17 protein-coding genes are annotated in these 16,748 nt (G+C 41.7%); 10 read left to right on the forward strand and 7 right to left on the reverse strand.

From position 1 onward, the window contains the following. Positions 1-4 precede the first annotated feature (4 nt). Positions 5-595 (reverse strand): riboflavin synthase, encoded by a 591-nt coding sequence (locus tag Q0X72_RS00420; protein ID WP_297760386.1) that lies wholly within the window; start codon positions 593-595, stop codon positions 5-7. Positions 596-770: 175 nt separating this feature from the next. Between Q0X72_RS00420 and pdxA the strand changes: the two genes are divergently transcribed. From pdxA to Q0X72_RS00460, 8 genes are all read left to right on the forward strand, one after another. Then, a complete protein-coding gene (pdxA, locus tag Q0X72_RS00425; protein ID WP_297760483.1) occupies positions 771-1,826 on the forward strand; it encodes a 4-hydroxythreonine-4-phosphate dehydrogenase PdxA in 1,056 nt (351 codons plus the stop codon). Positions 1,827-1,934: 108 nt separating this feature from the next. Further along, entirely contained in the window at positions 1,935-2,468 is a 534-nt protein-coding gene (locus Q0X72_RS00430) for a DUF177 domain-containing protein (RefSeq protein ID WP_297760389.1), read from the forward strand. A gap of 8 nt (positions 2,469-2,476) precedes the next feature. Continuing rightward, complete coding sequence (gene rpmF, locus Q0X72_RS00435) at positions 2,477-2,674, forward strand: 50S ribosomal protein L32 (protein ID WP_297760391.1); 198 nt, start codon at positions 2,477-2,479, stop codon at positions 2,672-2,674. A gap of 167 nt (positions 2,675-2,841) precedes the next feature. After that, positions 2,842-3,834 (forward strand): beta-ketoacyl-ACP synthase III, encoded by a 993-nt coding sequence (locus Q0X72_RS00440; protein WP_297760395.1) that lies wholly within the window; start codon positions 2,842-2,844, stop codon positions 3,832-3,834. Positions 3,835-3,860: 26 nt separating this feature from the next. Next, positions 3,861-4,328 (forward strand): acetyl-CoA carboxylase biotin carboxyl carrier protein, encoded by a 468-nt coding sequence (accB, locus tag Q0X72_RS00445; protein ID WP_297760398.1) that lies wholly within the window; start codon positions 3,861-3,863, stop codon positions 4,326-4,328. A gap of 81 nt (positions 4,329-4,409) precedes the next feature. After that, a complete protein-coding gene (accC, locus tag Q0X72_RS00450) occupies positions 4,410-5,765 on the forward strand; it encodes an acetyl-CoA carboxylase biotin carboxylase subunit (RefSeq protein ID WP_297760401.1) in 1,356 nt (451 codons plus the stop codon). Between the two features lie 37 nt (positions 5,766-5,802). Beyond that, positions 5,803-6,915 (forward strand): FAD-binding oxidoreductase, encoded by a 1,113-nt coding sequence (locus Q0X72_RS00455; RefSeq protein ID WP_297760404.1) that lies wholly within the window; start codon positions 5,803-5,805, stop codon positions 6,913-6,915. 90 nt (positions 6,916-7,005) lie between these two features. Further along, on the forward strand, positions 7,006-8,340 hold the full coding sequence (locus Q0X72_RS00460; RefSeq protein ID WP_297760407.1) for a GntP family permease: 1,335 nt from the start codon (positions 7,006-7,008) through the stop codon (positions 8,338-8,340). On the opposite strand, the gene Q0X72_RS00465 is transcribed toward Q0X72_RS00460, so the two are convergent. From Q0X72_RS00465 to Q0X72_RS00490, 6 genes are all read right to left on the reverse strand, one after another. Continuing rightward, entirely contained in the window at positions 8,337-9,317 is a 981-nt protein-coding gene (locus Q0X72_RS00465) for an ABC transporter ATP-binding protein (protein ID WP_297760410.1), read from the reverse strand. The genes Q0X72_RS00460 and Q0X72_RS00465 overlap by 4 nt on opposite strands. A 74-nt stretch (positions 9,318-9,391) precedes the next feature. Then, entirely contained in the window at positions 9,392-11,548 is a 2,157-nt protein-coding gene (locus tag Q0X72_RS00470) for a prolyl oligopeptidase family serine peptidase (RefSeq protein WP_297760413.1), read from the reverse strand. Between the two features lie 93 nt (positions 11,549-11,641). After that, complete coding sequence (locus Q0X72_RS00475) at positions 11,642-12,631, reverse strand: aspartate-semialdehyde dehydrogenase (protein ID WP_297760416.1); 990 nt, start codon at positions 12,629-12,631, stop codon at positions 11,642-11,644. A gap of 194 nt (positions 12,632-12,825) precedes the next feature. Continuing rightward, positions 12,826-13,230 carry a large conductance mechanosensitive channel protein MscL gene (gene mscL, locus Q0X72_RS00480; RefSeq protein WP_297760420.1) on the reverse strand — a complete coding sequence of 135 codons (405 nt, stop codon included), beginning with the start codon at positions 13,228-13,230 and terminating at the stop codon, positions 12,826-12,828. Positions 13,231-13,327: 97 nt separating this feature from the next. Next, positions 13,328-14,431 (reverse strand): alanine racemase, encoded by a 1,104-nt coding sequence (gene alr / locus Q0X72_RS00485; RefSeq protein WP_297760423.1) that lies wholly within the window; start codon positions 14,429-14,431, stop codon positions 13,328-13,330. A gap of 52 nt (positions 14,432-14,483) precedes the next feature. Continuing rightward, a complete protein-coding gene (locus Q0X72_RS00490) occupies positions 14,484-15,146 on the reverse strand; it encodes a thymidine kinase (protein ID WP_297760425.1) in 663 nt (220 codons plus the stop codon). 102 nt (positions 15,147-15,248) lie between these two features. Here Q0X72_RS00490 and Q0X72_RS00495 point away from each other — a divergent pair, with 102 nt between their 5' ends. Both Q0X72_RS00495 and rsmI read left to right on the forward strand, forming a co-directional pair. Then, the gene (locus Q0X72_RS00495; protein WP_297760428.1) at positions 15,249-15,935 is read left to right on the forward strand and encodes a hypothetical protein; all 687 of its coding nucleotides are present in this window, start codon (positions 15,249-15,251) and stop codon (positions 15,933-15,935) included. A gap of 85 nt (positions 15,936-16,020) precedes the next feature. Continuing rightward, complete coding sequence (rsmI, locus tag Q0X72_RS00500; RefSeq protein WP_297760431.1) at positions 16,021-16,692, forward strand: 16S rRNA (cytidine(1402)-2'-O)-methyltransferase; 672 nt, start codon at positions 16,021-16,023, stop codon at positions 16,690-16,692. Positions 16,693-16,748 lie beyond the last annotated feature (56 nt).

Here is a 16,748-nt window from a genome sequence, read left to right on the forward strand (position 1 = left end):
TACCTTATTGGATGTTAGCCACAAGCTTGGCAACATACTTCCCAATAACGTCAAACTCCAGATTTACCCTGCTTCCTTTGGTGTATTCCTTAAAACGGGTGTGTTCATAGGTATAGGGGATAATGGCTACGCTAAAGGAATGCTGAAGAGAATTCACCACCGTTAAGCTCACTCCATCTATGGTGATAGAACCTTTTTCAATGGTCACATGCTGCTCGTTGGGAGTATATGTAAAAGTAAAATACCAACTGCCGTCTTTTTCTTCTATATGGCTGCATGTTGCAGTTGTATCTACATGTCCCTGCACTATATGGCCATCTAAGCGTGAGCCAAGGATCATGGCCCGCTCCAGGTTTACCAAGGCTCCTTCTTTAAGGTCATTCAGCGTAGTTTTTAATAGGGTTTCTTCAACAGCGGTAACCGTATATTCATCATTTTGAATATTCACCACAGTAAGGCACACCCCATTGTGAGCCACACTTTGATCTACCTTTAATTCAGGGGTAAGCTTGGAGGAGATGCTTAGGTGTAGATTGCCTCCATCTTTTTTAAGTCGGGTAATTTTTCCAAGGGTTTCAATGATTCCTGTAAACATGCATCGGAAGTTTTAAGAAAAGCGATAATTTCGCAATGAATACGCGCTTTATAGCTTATTTTTGAACAACAATTCGCGTGGAAAGTGGCAGCGTAAAGAGCAATATGCAGGCACTTTTACTGCGATTATGTGCGTTCCCACCCGGGAACACAAAGTTAGTGCAAAGCACAGTTATATGAGGAATGAAAATTCAAAAATAAAAGTAGGGATCTCCGTAGGGGATTTAAACGGTATTGGTTGCGAAGTGATCTTAAAGACCTTTGAAGATGTTAGGATGATGGAGTTGTGTACGCCGGTCATTTTCGCCTCTACAAGGACAATTTCTCAACAAAAGAACAATCTTGGTATGGAGCTTACTTTTCACGGAATTGATAGTGCTTCCCGTGCCATAGATGGAAAGATCAATGTGGTGAATGTCTGGAAGGAAACACCGAATATAAGCTATGGAAAGGAAACGGATGAAGCCGGCTTGTATGCCATTCGCTCCTTAAAAGCAGCCGTTGGGGCTTTAAAGAAAGGCGAGGTAGACATTTTGGTAACCGCACCGATCAATAAAAAGAACATACAGGCAGAAGATTTTAATTTCCCCGGGCATACAGATTATTTAGCTAAAGAATTGGAAGGGGAGAGTTTGATGTTTATGGTGACAGACAGTTTAAAAGTTGGACTGTTAACAGATCATGTTGCCGTAAAGGATGTGGCCCATTCTATTACCAAAAAGTTGATCCAAAACAAGGTTGGGATCATAGAGAAAAGCCTGAAGATGGATTTTGGAATTCGGAAACCAAAGATCGCCCTCTTAGGGATCAACCCCCATAGTGGAGATAATGGGGTAATTGGGAAAGAAGATGATGAGGTGCTGAAACCTACTATTACGGAAATATCCAATACAGGAAAGCTTGTTTATGGGCCATATGCGGCCGATAGTTTTTTTGGCTCGGACAACTATCGGCAGTTCGATGCCATTTTAGCGGCCTATCATGACCAGGGTCTTATCCCCTTTAAAACCCTTTCCTTTGGGCAAGGGGTGAACTACACCGCAGGTTTATCAAAAGTTAGAACCTCTCCAGATCATGGTACGGCATACGAAATAGCAGGGAAGGGAGTAGCAGATCCCGGTTCCTTTAAGGAAGCTATCTTTACGGGAATAAAGATCTTTAAGAATAGGGAAGAGTATGAGGATTTGACGAAGAACCCTCTTAGGAAGCAAAAAGTAAGAGCCTCAAGGTAAGCGCATTTTTCCTTTTGCTTATCCTAAATCAAAGCCGAAATAAATAGGAAATTGGTTTGCAATTGATAAAAATAAATTATCTTTGCACGCCTTAAACGATTGTAAAAGATGGTGACGCATAAGGAATTTGGTATTCCTTTTTCAGGATTAAAACTAGGTGCGCATTCGTTTGAGTATCAAATTAACAATAAGTTCTTTGAATCTTTTGGGTATCATGAGTTTAATGAAGCTGACATTTTGGTGCAGGTTCAATTTAACAAAATGACGACAGTGATGGAGTTAGACATGAGTGCCAATGGCACTGTAAATGTCGCTTGCGATCTCACAAACGAACCTTTCGATCTGGCGGTAAAAGCCTCCCTGGAGTTAGTAATAAAGTTTGGAGAAGAGTACAATGATGAGGATGATGAAGTATTGGTCATTCCCCATGCAGAGCATCAGATCAATATAGCACAATACATTTACGAAATGCTTGTGCTGGCTGTTCCTTCTAAACGAATTCACCCCGGAGTGGAGGATGGAACATTAGAATCTGAAGCATTGCGCAAACTTGAAGAATTGCAACCAAAAGAGACACAGAAAAACGACGATAAGACGGATCCCAGATGGGATGCATTAAAAGATTTACTAACGGATAAATAAGTTTCAAAATGGCACATCCTAAAAGGAAGATTTCCAAAACCAGAAGAGACAAAAGAAGAACACACTATAAAGCAGTGGCACCTACCCTTGCCAAAGATCCAACTACTGGTGAGATGCACTTGTATCACAGAGCTCACTGGCATGAAGGGAAACTTTATTACAGAGGCCAGGTTCTAATTGACAAGGCGGAAGAAGCAACAGCTTAAGTTGAAGAATATCATGAGACTCCCATCATAATAGATGGGAGTTTTTTTATGGGGTAAGCACAAAACTCTAAAAACCATGAAATTGAGCAAAAAGTCCCAAAAAATCACTATTTTTCACAACTTTTGGAGCATTTTTGAAGGTTTCCGCTTAAAAAACCGATGTTAGTATGACCAAAATTACAGCAGCAATTACAGCTGTGGGGGCCTACGTACCCGAGTTCAGGTTAACCAATAAAATTTTGGAAACCATGATGGATACGAATGATGAATGGATTACCACTCGTACCGGTATCAAGGAGAGAAGAATTCTCAAAGACAAGGATAAGGGGACCTCTTATTTGGCTATTAAAGCCGTTGAGGATCTTTTAAAGAAAGGCAATATAGACCCAAAAGAGATAGACCTGGTCTTATTAGGAACAGCCACACCAGATTTACCCGTTGCTTCAACCGCCGTTTACGTAGCCACAAAGATTGGAGCCGTAAATGCGTTTGCGTATGACATTCAGGCTGCATGTTGTAACTTCCTCTATGGAATGTCTACTGCTGCTCGCTATATAGAATCGGGGAAATATAAAAAGGTGCTTCTTATTGGAGCAGATAAAATGTCTTCTATCCTGGATTATACAGACAGAACTACTTGTATCATTTTTGGAGACGGTGCCGGAGCAGTACTTTTTGAACCCAATACTGACGGATTTGGATTGCAGGATGAGTATCTTAGATCTGATGGAACAGGAAGAGAGTTCCTAAAAATAGAAGCGGGAGGATCCCTTTTACCCCCATCAGAAGAGACCGTAAAAAATAAACAGCATTACGTGTACCAGGATGGAAAATCAGTATTTAAATTTGCGGTGACCAATATGGCAGACGCAGCTGCTTTGATCATGGAAAGGAATGATCTAACCCATGATGATGTGCAATGGCTTGTGCCACATCAGGCAAACAAGAGAATTATTGATGCGACCTCTAACAGGATGAGGCTTGAACCGTCCAAGGTAATGATGAACATTCAGAAATACGGAAATACAACATCTGCTACATTGCCACTTTTATTGAGTGACTATGAGAAGCAATTAAAAAAAGGAGACAACTTGGTATTCGCAGCCTTTGGTGGCGGATTTACCTGGGGGTCAATATATTTAAAATGGGCATATAACTAAGCAAGAACTAATCAAAAACGAATTCCATGGATATTAAAGAGATTCAAAGCTTAATTAAGTTTGTGGCAAAATCAGGAGCCAGTGAAGTTAAATTGGAAACTGATGATATTAAAATCACCATTAGAACAGGACCTGCTGATTCTGGAGGGGAGACCACATATATTCAGCAACTTCCTGCAGCACCAGCTCCGGCCCCTGTGGCCGTCGCGGCACCTGTTGAAACAGCACCGGCGAAAAAAGAAGAGGATTCCAAATTGATCACCATCAAATCCCCGATCATCGGAACCTTTTACAGGAAACCATCACCAGATAAACCCGCTTTTGTTGAAGTAGGTGATACTATTGGCGTAGGCGATGTCTTATGTGTTATTGAGGCCATGAAGCTTTTCAATGATATAGAATCTGAAGTATCCGGGAAAATTGTAAAAGTATTGGTAGAGGATTCATCTCCGGTAGAATTCGATCAGCCTTTATTCCTGGTAGATCCTTCCTAAGAAGAAAATAACACAGCCGGGATTATAGTTGCTCCAATGCAGAGCAAAAATAACTTCCGCGGCCAAGAAACCCATGTAATTATGTTTAAAAAAATACTCATAGCGAATAGAGGAGAAATTGCCCTTAGAATTATTCGTACTTGCAAGGAAATGGGCATCAAGACGGTAGCTGTGTACTCCAAAGCCGATGAAGAAAGTCTTCATGTGCGTTTTGCGGATGAAGCCGTTTGTATTGGACCTGCACCCAGCAGTGAATCTTACCTAAAGATCCCGAACATTATTGCGGCAGCTGAGATCACTAATGCAGATGCTATTCATCCCGGATATGGTTTTCTATCCGAGAACTCAAAGTTTTCCAGAATTTGCGCGGAACACGACATTAAGTTTATAGGCGCAACAGGGGAACAGATAGATAGGATGGGAGATAAGGCAACAGCCAAAGAAACCATGAAGAAAGCGGGCGTTCCTATTGTACCCGGCTCAGAAGGCTTGTTAAAGGATGTGCCAGATGCTATAAAAACGGCCAAAAAAGTTGGCTATCCCGTTATGATAAAAGCCACTGCCGGTGGTGGAGGTAAAGGGATGCGTGCCGTTTGGAAGGAAGAGGATATGGAAGCTGCTTTTAACAGCGCTGTGAAAGAAGCTACCGCTGCTTTTGGCAACGGGGGCATGTACATGGAAAAGCTAATTGAAGAACCAAGACATATTGAGATACAGGTGGTAGGTGATCAATACGGAAAGGCATGTCATCTATCGGAACGCGATTGTTCCATTCAAAGAAGACATCAGAAACTAACGGAAGAGACCCCTTCTCCATTTATGACAGATAAGCTAAGGGAGGATATGGGAATTGCCGCTATAAAAGCTGCAGAATTTATAAAATACGAAGGAGCCGGTACCATAGAATTTTTAGTTGACAAACACAGAAAATTCTATTTTATGGAAATGAATACCCGGATCCAGGTGGAGCATCCTATTACGGAACAGGTAGTAGATTATGACCTTATCAGAGAACAGATCCTTGTTGCAGGAGGGGTACCCATTTCCGGCAAGAATTATTACCCCAAATTACACGCCATAGAATGTAGGATAAATGCTGAAGATCCATATCATGGATTTAGGCCCTCACCTGGCAAGATCACAACATTACATACGCCCGGGGGACATGGCATTAGACTAGATACACATGTATATAGTGGTTACACCATTCCGCCTAACTATGATTCAATGATCGCCAAGCTTATTACCACAGCACAAACCAGGGAAGAAGCTATCAATAAAATGAAAAGGGCCCTGGATGAGTTTGTGATTGAAGGGATCAAAACAACTATTCCGTTTCACAGACAACTAATGGATCATCCGGATTATTTGGCTGGAAATTATACCACTAAATTTATGGAAGGATTTAAAATGGATCCGGAACCCGAACATAACTAAAACATACTCCGGCATTGTCCGGAGTTTTTTATACGCTATGAATCTTAGTTACTGGGAATACAAAACGTGGTTTGAAAATGTCGACTTTACTATCATTGGGAGCGGCATTGTAGGCCTTTCTTGTGTCCTTGCACTTCGCGAAAAACATCCAAAGGCAAAGATATTGCTACTGGAAAAGGGTAGTATGCCGCAGGGAGCTAGTACCAAGAATGCCGGGTTTGCTTGTTTCGGCAGTATTTCGGAGATACTGGATGATCTGGATCATCACAGTCCGGATGAGGTTGTAGAGTTAGTACAAAAACGCTGGAATGGCATTGAACTGCTGCGGGCTACTCTGGGAGATAAGGTCATAGATTACCAAAGAAGAGGAGGACACGAACTTTTCTTTAAAAAGAATCAAAAACTTTTTAATAAATGCCAGGAGCGGCTAGATGAGGTGAATACTTTATTAAAGCCTGTTTTTGGAAAACCTGCCTTTCGTATACAACCAAATACATTCGGGTTTAAAAAGATCATAGATACCTATATTATTAATCCCTTTGAAGCCCAGATCAACACCGGATTCATGATGGAGGCATTATTGACAAAAGTAAAGGCGGCCGGGATACAAATACTGAATGGGATGGAGGTAGCATCCTATGAGGAAGATGCATCCGGAGTGTCTATTAGTACAAATAATTTTGAATTTCGTTCTGGAAAAATGTTGGTGGCAACCAACGGTTTTGCTGCCGAGTGGCTGCGGGAAGATATAGTGCCTGCAAGGGCACAGGTTTTGATCACAAAGCCAATACCGGGACTTAAGATCAAAGGAACTTTTCATCTAGATAAAGGCTATTATTATTTTAGGAATGTTGAGGATCGGATCATGTTTGGTGGTGCCCGAAACGTAGATTTTAAGACAGAAGAAACCACTTCATTTGGACTTACCTCAAATATTCAGGATAAATTAGAGGAAGTATTGCGGGAAACCATACTACCCAATACACCATTTGAGATAGATAGGCGCTGGAGTGGCATTATGGGAACAGGTTCGCAGAAAAGACCCATTGTGATGCGCCTCACAGATAGAGTAGCCTTTGGGGTCCGCCTGGGCGGAATGGGGATCGCCATTGGCAGCCATGTTGGTAAAGAGTTGGCCCATATTGCATAACTCCTTTTTCAACTTTTTTACTCTTTAGGCTGTATCCGCAGAAATATGTAATTTCCCATAGTTCTTGAAGAACCATTGAGGGAACATCAAATGGAAATTATTTATTTAATAGTTGCGGTTCTATTCATAGTGGTCCTAACCACCAAGCTTAAGGTCCATCCTTTTCTCGCCCTCTTAATTATCTCAATTGCCTATGGAATTTTTGCCGGTATGCCTTTCCAGGACATTACGACGGCAATAAATGATGGCTTTGGAGGCACCCTGGGTAAAATAGGGCTGATCATCGTTCTTGGAGTCATTATTGGAGCATTTCTGGAACACACAGGAGGAGCCCAAACCATCGCAAAAAGCGTACTGAAACTTATTGGAAAGAAGCGAATCCCCCTGGCCATGGGGCTCATTGGGTATATTGTTTCCATCCCGGTATTTGCAGATAGTGGATTTATGCTCTTGCATCCTTTAAGTAAGGGACTGAGCAGGAAAGCGGGAGTTTCACTGGCTGGAGCCGCCATTGCCCTTGGACTGGGTCTTATGGCATCGCATACCATGGTGCCTCCTACTCCCGGACCCATTGCGGCAGCCGGCATCCTGGAAGCCAACCTGGGATTGGTTATTGCCTTTGGTATTCCTGTAAGTTTAATTGCCCTTAGTGCGGCAGTGATCTTCGCCACTAAATTTGCTGCCAAAACCTATATTGCTCCGGATCAGGGAAATGAAGCTGTCACTGAGGAGGTGGCTGAGGCTGTTGAAGATCCTGGAATTGTACGATCTTCCATCCCCATTGTGATCCCAATAGTCCTTATTGTCCTAAAATCTGTATTCATTAAAGGAAAGGCGACCGAACTAGGACCCTTGCAAAGTCTGATCACCTTTTTGGGCGATCCTGTCATAGCGCTTCTTATTGGCGTATTCCTCTGTTTACTTCTCCCTAAAAAACTTCATTTGGAGATGCTGTCATCCTCAGGATGGGTAGGGAAGGCTATTAAAGATGCCGCCTCCATTCTGATGATCACAGGAGCCGGGGGTATTTTTGGAACTGTATTGCAAATGTCTGGGATAGCTGAAGTTCTTGGAAATTCCTTAAAAGACCTCAACATTGGTATTTTTCTGCCATTTTTGCTTGCGGCCGCATTAAAAACTGCACAGGGTTCTTCCACTGTTGCCCTTGTTACCACAGCCTCAATTTTGGCTCCTATGATGACATCGCTCGGTTATGAATCAGAGATACAAAAGGCCTTGGTGGTTGTAGCTATAGGAGCAGGTTCTGCCATGATCTCTCATGCCAATGACAGCTTCTTTTGGGTTGTAACTCAAATGAGTGGAATGAATGTAAAAACAGGGTACAAATTGTTTGGATTGGGAACTGTGGTCCTGGGCACAACGGCTGCTATTGCAGTATTCATCGCCTCCTTACTTTGGACTTAGGGAAGATCCTTAAGTCGCTTATTGATGGTTTCAATGGAGACGTTGAGGTATACTTTGGAGTCTATTTTCAGATCCTTCTCCGAATGAAAGAAAACCTTGCCATCATCAGATTCCCCTTCTACCAAATAATAGCTTCCCATAGGGAACGATTTCTTTACTTTGGTCCTTAATCCGGAAGAGTTGGCAACCTTAAACTCATGGGCATAGACAATGATATTTCTCTTGGTATCTGCATAAGACTTCAACAAAGTGATAGGCAAAATATTGGCTTCCCCAAACAGACTGGCAACATAAAAATTTGGGGGTGATTCATATACTCTCCTGGTAATGCCCTCAATGAGAATTTCTTTGTCTTTTAGGACCAGGATACGATCTGCGAAGGGGAGCACGTCCAGGTGATCATGAGTAGCTGTAAGACAGGTTATTTTTTCTTCTTTCAGGTATTGAAACAGGTTTCTTCGTAAACTACTCTTTCGAAAATTGTCAATATGGCTAAATGGCTCATCTAACAGAAGAACATCGGGTTTTTGAGCCAGTACTCTTGCCAGTGCTACTCTTTGTTGTTGACCTCCACTAAGATTCTTCACCTTTGTATGCGCAACCGATGACATTTCTATCATTTCCAACAGCTCATCTGTTCTTGTTTTCATTTCCTCGGGGTAGAATACAGAAAGGTGTTCACTGATATTTTCAGCCACTGTGGTGAAAGGCATCAGATCGAACTCCTGTGACAAGTATTTCATATAAGATTCGCCGGGGACTAACTTGTACAGAGGGCCTTTTATTTCTTCTTTCCCCCACAAGATATTTCCTTCTCCAGGGCTTAGGAGGCCATAAATAAGTTTTAACAAGGTGCTCTTACCACAGCCACTTTCTCCCATAACAGCAACATGTTGACCTTTCTCCACTTCAAAGGAGAGTCCTTCCAGGACATTGGAGGTTTCATAAGCAAAAGAAAGCTTATTTACTTGTAGCATTGGGTTTTATCTTGCTGTTATTGAATGCAAAAATCCGCTTCTAAGAAACGGATTTTGCACTACTTTATTGATAGTTAGTCTTTAAATTCTTTTAATACCCCTTGGTTAGGTAATTTTTCATACCCCATATTGTAGAAAGTAAATGCAAAAATATCTGCATACTGTTCTATGGTTTTACTAATGGGGGTTCCGGCTCCATGTCCTGCATTTGTTTCAATGCGTATTAGGGTTGGGTTAGTACCGGTTTGCTTCTCTTGTAATGCCGCCGCAAATTTAAAACTATGAGCTGGCACTACTCTGTCATCATGATCTCCGGTGGTTACCAGGGTGGCTGGGTAAGACACTCCTTCTTTTACATTATGAACAGGGGAATATGCTTTTAAATATTCAAACATTTCCGGACTGTCATCTGCCGTACCATAATCATATGACCAACCTGCTCCGGCCGTAAAAGTATGATACCTAAGCATGTCCATAACACCAACAGCCGGTAAGGCAACCTTTATAAGTTCTGGTCTTTGCGTCATAGTGGCCCCAACCAATAATCCTCCGTTAGATCCGCCTCGGATGGCTAAATATTCCGGAGAGGTATACTTTTCTGCGATCAAAAATTCTGCAGCTGCAATAAAATCGTCAAAGACATTTTGTTTCTTTAGTTGCGTACCGGCATCGTGCCATTTTTTTCCATACTCTCCGCCACCTCTCAAATTTGGTACAGCATAGACCCCTCCCTGTTCCATCCATATGGCATTTACAGAGCTGAATGAGGGTGTTAGACTAATATTAAATCCTCCATACCCATATAAAATGGTCGGGTTCTTGCCATTGAGAGCAATACCTTTCTTATAGGTAATGATCATAGGTACTTTGGTTCCATCCTTTGAGGTATAAAAAACCTGTTTAGATTCATATGCGTTAGGATCAAAGTCGATCTCAGGCTTCCAATAGCTGCTATATTCTCCCGTTTTTGGTTCTAATTTATATATGGAACCTGGGGTATTGTAATTGGTAAAGGAGAAATAAAGGGTCTTAGCTTCCGGCTTACCACTAAATCCACCGGCGGTTCCGATCCCTGGTAAGTTTACTTCGCGAATTAGTTTCCCATCGTAGTTGTACTGAATCACTTTAGAGATGGCATCTACCATATATTCGGCAAAAATATAGCCACCACCGGTACTTGTGCTGAGCACATTTTCCGTTTCAGGGATAAAATCCTTCCAATTTTCAGGACTCGGCTTTAAAGCACTTACGGTGACTACTTTTTTATTTGGAGTATCCCTGTTGGTTTGAATGTATAGCGTTGCACCTTTATTGTCAATAACATAACTGTCCGAATCTGTATCGTTGAGGACCGTAATTAAAAGTCCATTAGGATCTGTGAGATCCTGTATCAACAGTTTATTTCCGGAGGTAGTGGTTGCAGGATATAAGACAAGATAACGTTCATCTTCTGTGACACTTGCAGAAATATACCGGTGTTTTTCAGCTAGCGAACCTCCATAAACAAGTTGGTCTTTGGACTGTGCTTCTCCTAAAGTGTGATAATATACTTTATGCTGATCTGTTTTGGCAGAAAGCTCACTACCCTTGGGCTTATCATAACTTGAATAATAAAAGCCTTCATTACCCTTCCATGCAATTCCACTGAACTTAATGTCGGTAAGGGTATCCTCTACGACGGTCATAGATGCTACATTTAGTACAATGGCCTTTCGCCAATCGCTTCCACCTTCAGATATAAGATAGGCAGCCAGAGAACCGTCCTTGCTAAAACTAAGTCCGGCCAGGGAAGTAGTGGCATCTTCAGAAAAAGTGTTTGGATCCAGAAAGATCTCTTCTTTACCACCCTCTTTTTTTCTGTAGACCACGCTTTGATTCTGTAGACCATCATTTTTATAATAATAAGTATACGCTCCTTCCTTAAATGGGGCACTTACTTTTTCATAGTTCCATAATTTCTCCATTCGGTTTTTCAGATCTTCCCTGAAGGGAATTTGTTCCAAATAACCGAAAGTAACTTTGTTCTGTTCGGTAACCCATGCTTCAGTTTCAGAACTGCGATCATCCTCCAGCCAGCGAAATGGATCCTGGACCTCTGTGTTAAAATAAGTGTCTACGGTATCTACTTTTTCAGTAACAGGATAGTTCACGGTTAAGAGTTCTGAGGTTGATTCGTTTTTACACGCCAGAAAGGCGATACATGCGGTAAGGACAATGACAATTTTTTTCATATATAGTGTTTCTTGATTGCCCTAAAAATACCTTAAAATATTCTGGTTAAGAAAGATGGATTGCCTTTTTAACAGAGTTTTAAACCTCCATTGTCAGACCAGATTTTTACGTACAAGATACTCGGCAATTTGTATTGCATTCGTAGCAGCTCCTTTTCTCAAATTATCGGCCACGATCCACATGTTTAGCGTATTGGGATGCGACGCATCACGGCGGATCCTTCCTACAAAGACATCGTCCTTGTCATGGGCGTATAGGGGCATGGGGTAGGTGTTGGTATCCGGATTGTCTTGTACCACTACTCCCGGCGTGTCTCTTAAGAGTTGCCGTACAGCCTCCAGGGTAAAGTCTTTACCAAAGGTCACATTCACAGATTCTGAATGCCCACCGGCTGTTGGGATGCGCACTGCTGTTGCAGTAATGGCGAAACTGGAGTCATCTAATATCTTTTGAGGCTCCATCGCCAATTTCATTTCCTCTTTGGTGTAGCCATTTTCCAGGAAAACGTCACAATGCGGTAATGCGTTTCTATGGATAGGGTAGGGATAGGCCATTTCTGTTTTGGCACCTACCATTTCATTTTCCATTTGTTGCACAGCCTTTATCCCGGTGCCACTCACGGATTGATAAGTAGAAACCACTACGCGCTTCATAACATATGCCTTGTGAAGAGGCGCCAGTACCATAACTAGTTGTATGGTAGAGCAGTTGGGGTTCGCTATTATCTTATCTTCTTTACTTAATATATTGGCATTTATCTCCGGCACTACTAATTTGATCTCCGGATTCATTCTCCAGGCAGATGAATTATCTATCACTGTTGTACCCACCTCGGCAAACCTTGGTGCCCACTCCAAAGAGGTGTCGCCTCCTGCAGAAAATATAGCAATATCTGGTTTGGCTTCAACGGCTTCTTGTAAACCAATAACGGTATATGGACGCTCTTTATATTGGAGTATCTTTCCTTTCGACCTTTCTGAGGCTACCAACAATAGCTCTGTTACGGGGAAATTTCGTTCCGCCAACACTTTGAGCATCACCTCACCTACCATGCCTGTAGCACCTACGACCGCTAGTTTCATATCGATAATTTATTATGAGGCCAAAGGTAATCGAATGAGAATGATGCCGCAAACTCTGAATAAAGTTTTATAAAAATATAACAACTTGTTATTTTTATAACAAAAAGAACCCCTTGTTTAGTTTTTATACCAAACAAGGGGTTTAGATTGCTATTCAGTGTAGCGGCTTTCCTGACTATGCAGGAAACAACTTCTTATTTCTTCTTTAAAAGATCTCTGATCTCTCCTAATAGGTCTTCCTGACTAGGTCCTGAAGGTGCCGGTGGAGGTGGAGGTGTTTTAGTTTTGTTATAAGCCTTGATGATCATAAACAACACAAATCCTACAATAATAAGATTCACAATAGTATTGATCCATGCCCCATAGCGAATGGCATTTTCTGCAATGGCCCCTGCCTCGCCTGCTACTCCCGATGCTTCGGTTAGTACATATTTGAGATTCGCAAAGTCAACTCCACCAGAAAATTCGCCAACAATTGGCATTATGATGTCATTGACAAATCCATTGACCACCTGGCCAACGGCCCCAGCCAAAATTACGGCAACTGCAAATTCTATGACGTTGCCGGTCATAATAAAATTCTTAAATTCTTTAAACATTGATTGTCTGTTTTAATTAGTTAATGTTAGTGTTTGTAGTACTTGCAAGATAAGTATTTTCAACGCACCTAAAAGGGTAGAAATGAAGTAATTGGCATTACTTATAAACACGTTTTACACGCGAAGAGATACTGGTAATAAGCTCATAAGAGATCGTATTTGCGTAGGCGGCAAAGACCTCTGCCGATTGCTCCTTTCCAAAAATGGTAACTTCATCTCCTTCCCTGCATTCAATGCCCGTAACATCTACCATAAGCATATCCATACATACATTGCCAATGATGGGAGCTTTTTTACCATGTATGATGACGGAAGCTCTGCCGTTCCCGTAGTGTCTGCCAATTCCATCGGCATGGCCAAGGGGAAGAGTAGCCGTGGTCCTGGATCCTTGTGAACGATAGGCCCTGTTATAACCTACACTTTCATTTGGTTCTATGGCATGTAATTGCGAAATGATAGTTCTTAAAGAAACCACTGGCTTTAATAAGGGATCAATGGCAGGGTCATTTCCATAGCCATAGAGTCCAATACCACTCCGTACCATATCCCATTGGGCCTCAGGATAGTTTAAGATCCCTGAGGTGTTAAGCAAATGTTTTATAGGGATAGGTCCGAAAGCTGCTTCGGCATCTTTTACGATCTTTTCAAATCCTGCAATTTGGCGTTGGGTAAATTCCTTTTCCGCGGCATCTTCCGATGCTGCCAAATGGGAAAATATCCCTTTGATCATTACAGCTTTAGAGCTTTTGATCTCCTTGGCGATATACTCAACATCGTTCTCGCAAAAGCCAAGTCTGTTTAATCCTGTATTAAACTTTAGATGAATAGGATATTCATTTTGCCCCGAATTTTTCGCGGCTTGGCAGAAGGCCTTTAATATTCTTGGACTGTAAATACTCGGTTCCAGACAATACTCTATCAGCAGCTCAACATTAGCTACTTGTGGATGTAAAACAAGAATGGGTAATTGTATCCCGGCTTTACGCAATTGAACACCCTCGGCTGCATAGGCCACTGCAAGGGCATCGACCTTTAGAGCCGCTAATTTTTTTGCAATTATCAATGGATCGCTGCCGTAACCGGAGGCTTTTACTATCCCCATGAATTTGGTGGAGGAGTTGAGCTTGGAGCGAAGGAAATAGTAATTATGCTCCAGCGCACTTAGATCAATTTCCAGGACTGTCTCGTTCAACTTAGACATAGAAACAATTTAAACCTGGGATAAACCTCCATAGTATTAGGGATATATGTTTTTATTTCTTTTTTGATTTCGTTTGTTTTTTAGCTGTAGTAATTTCAACGACTTCTGCTGCCTTTACATTCATCATACTTACTTTTTCCTTCAACATGGCCTTATAAAAAGCAGCCCTGCTCAATGGTTCATATTCTTCGGTTTCTCCCAGTAAGACAAGATTGTCATTATCGGATTTTCTAAAGCTGTAGTTCGCCAAATTCCCGGTGCGTGTACAAACTGCATGTACCTTGGTGACGTATTCTGCAGTAGCCATCAAAGCCGGCATAGGGCCAAAAGGATTTCCTTTAAAATCCATGTCGAGTCCCGCCACCACTACCCTAACTCCCATATTGGCCAGATCATTACAAACTGTGACGATCTCATCATCGAAGAACTGGGCTTCATCTATCCCCACCACATCGCAGCTATCTGCCAATAGCCTAATATTGGCCGCCGCCGGCACAGGGGTAGATCTGATCTCATTTTCATCGTGCGACACAACACGTTCATCATGATACCTTGTATCTACGATGGGCTTAAAGATCTCAACTTTTTGTTTTGCAAATTGAGCGCGTTTTAATCTTCGGATAAGCTCCTCCGTTTTCCCTGAAAACATGGACCCGCTGATCACTTCTATCCACCCAAATTGTTCTTTATGATTAACAGTATTTTCGAGAAACATTTTGTAATTTTAGACGAAATATGCGATTTCCTCCGTTAGTAATATAGAAGTATAAAAGTATTAAAAAAGATAGACCTTTACAGGGCAGAAAAATAAAAAGAAATGAAGCGTAAATTGAAAGAGGAATTAGTGAAGTTATCCACGGAGATCATTACTTCTCATGACATGGGTGATATTCCTGAATTGTATGAGGCTGCGAAGAATTTATATGAAAAATTGGCGGTCTTAAAATTTATTGAAGAGAAATTGAACGATGTTGAAATAGATGTTTCCAAGAATGTGATCGCCGCAAAATTTGAGAAGATGGCTACAGCCGTTATGGATGGAAATAAAACCGTTCCCGAGAGCAACCCTCATGATGAGGATATTATTACACCAGGGATGGACACTATAAAACATATGATCTCTGAAATGCCAAATGATGCCAATATTGAACAGCTTTTTGCAGAATTTGTCGCTAAGACCGAAGTACTAAAAAATGACATGGAAGATGTTACTCCAGATAAGGAAACACTTTCAGAAAATACCAAAGGCAGATCTTTGAACGATAGCCATAGCGCAAAGGAGATGGTTGTAGGACTAAATGACCGCCTGGCATTTGTTAAACACCTCTTCAATGATAGTACAGAAGAGTTTAACAGGGTTTTATCTCAGTTAAATACCATTGAAAGCCAGGATAGATCTACCGCATTTATCGAAAACATGGTAAAACCAGAATACAATAACTGGAAAGGCAAAGAGGAGTATGCTACTCGTTTTATGGCCTTGGTTGAGCGCAGGTTTTCGTAAGTAGAAAAGACATTTAAAAAAGTATTGGCCGAAAGTTGAGAATCTAACTTTCGGCTTCTTATTTTTAACAAACAGCAATTCGTACATGGGAACATTATATCTGGTACCCACCCCAATAGGAAATTTGGAGGACATTACGCTAAGGGCAATTAAAGTACTTCAAGAAGCAGACCTTATTCTGGCAGAAGATACCCGTACCAGCGGGAAATTATTAAAGCACTATGAGATCGGCACGCCTATGCAGTCGCATCATATGCATAACGAGCACAAGATAGTTGGTAAAATAGTAGATAGATTAAAAGGAGGAGATACCATTGCATTGATCTCAGATGCGGGTACCCCGGGAATTTCTGATCCGGGATTTCTACTTACACGTGCATGCATTGAAGAAGGAATATCTGTTGAATGTCTGCCCGGTGCCACCGCCCTTATTCCGGCTTTAGTGAATAGTGGTCTTCCTGCAGACCGTTTTGTTTTCGAAGGCTTCCTCCCCATAAAGAAGGGAAGGCAAACCAAATTACAGCATTTGGCAGAGGAAACTCGCACCATGATCTTCTATGAATCTCCCCACAAAATACTTAAAACCCTGGAGCAGTTCATTACTTATTTTGGGCCAGACAGGCCTGCGGCGGTGTCTAGAGAGCTTACTAAATTGTATGAGGAGACTATACGTGGTACCTTATCTGAAGTACTCGCGTATTACACCACCCATACTGTGAAGGGCGAATTTGTGTTGGTAGTTGGAGGGAAGAAATAGTTGCCTTTGCTGTTGTACTTGTATTCTAAATATGGCCACAGGCACCTTTTGTGGCA

Source organism: uncultured Muriicola sp. (assembly GCF_947258935.1).
GTDB lineage: Bacteria > Bacteroidota > Bacteroidia > Flavobacteriales > Flavobacteriaceae > Muriicola.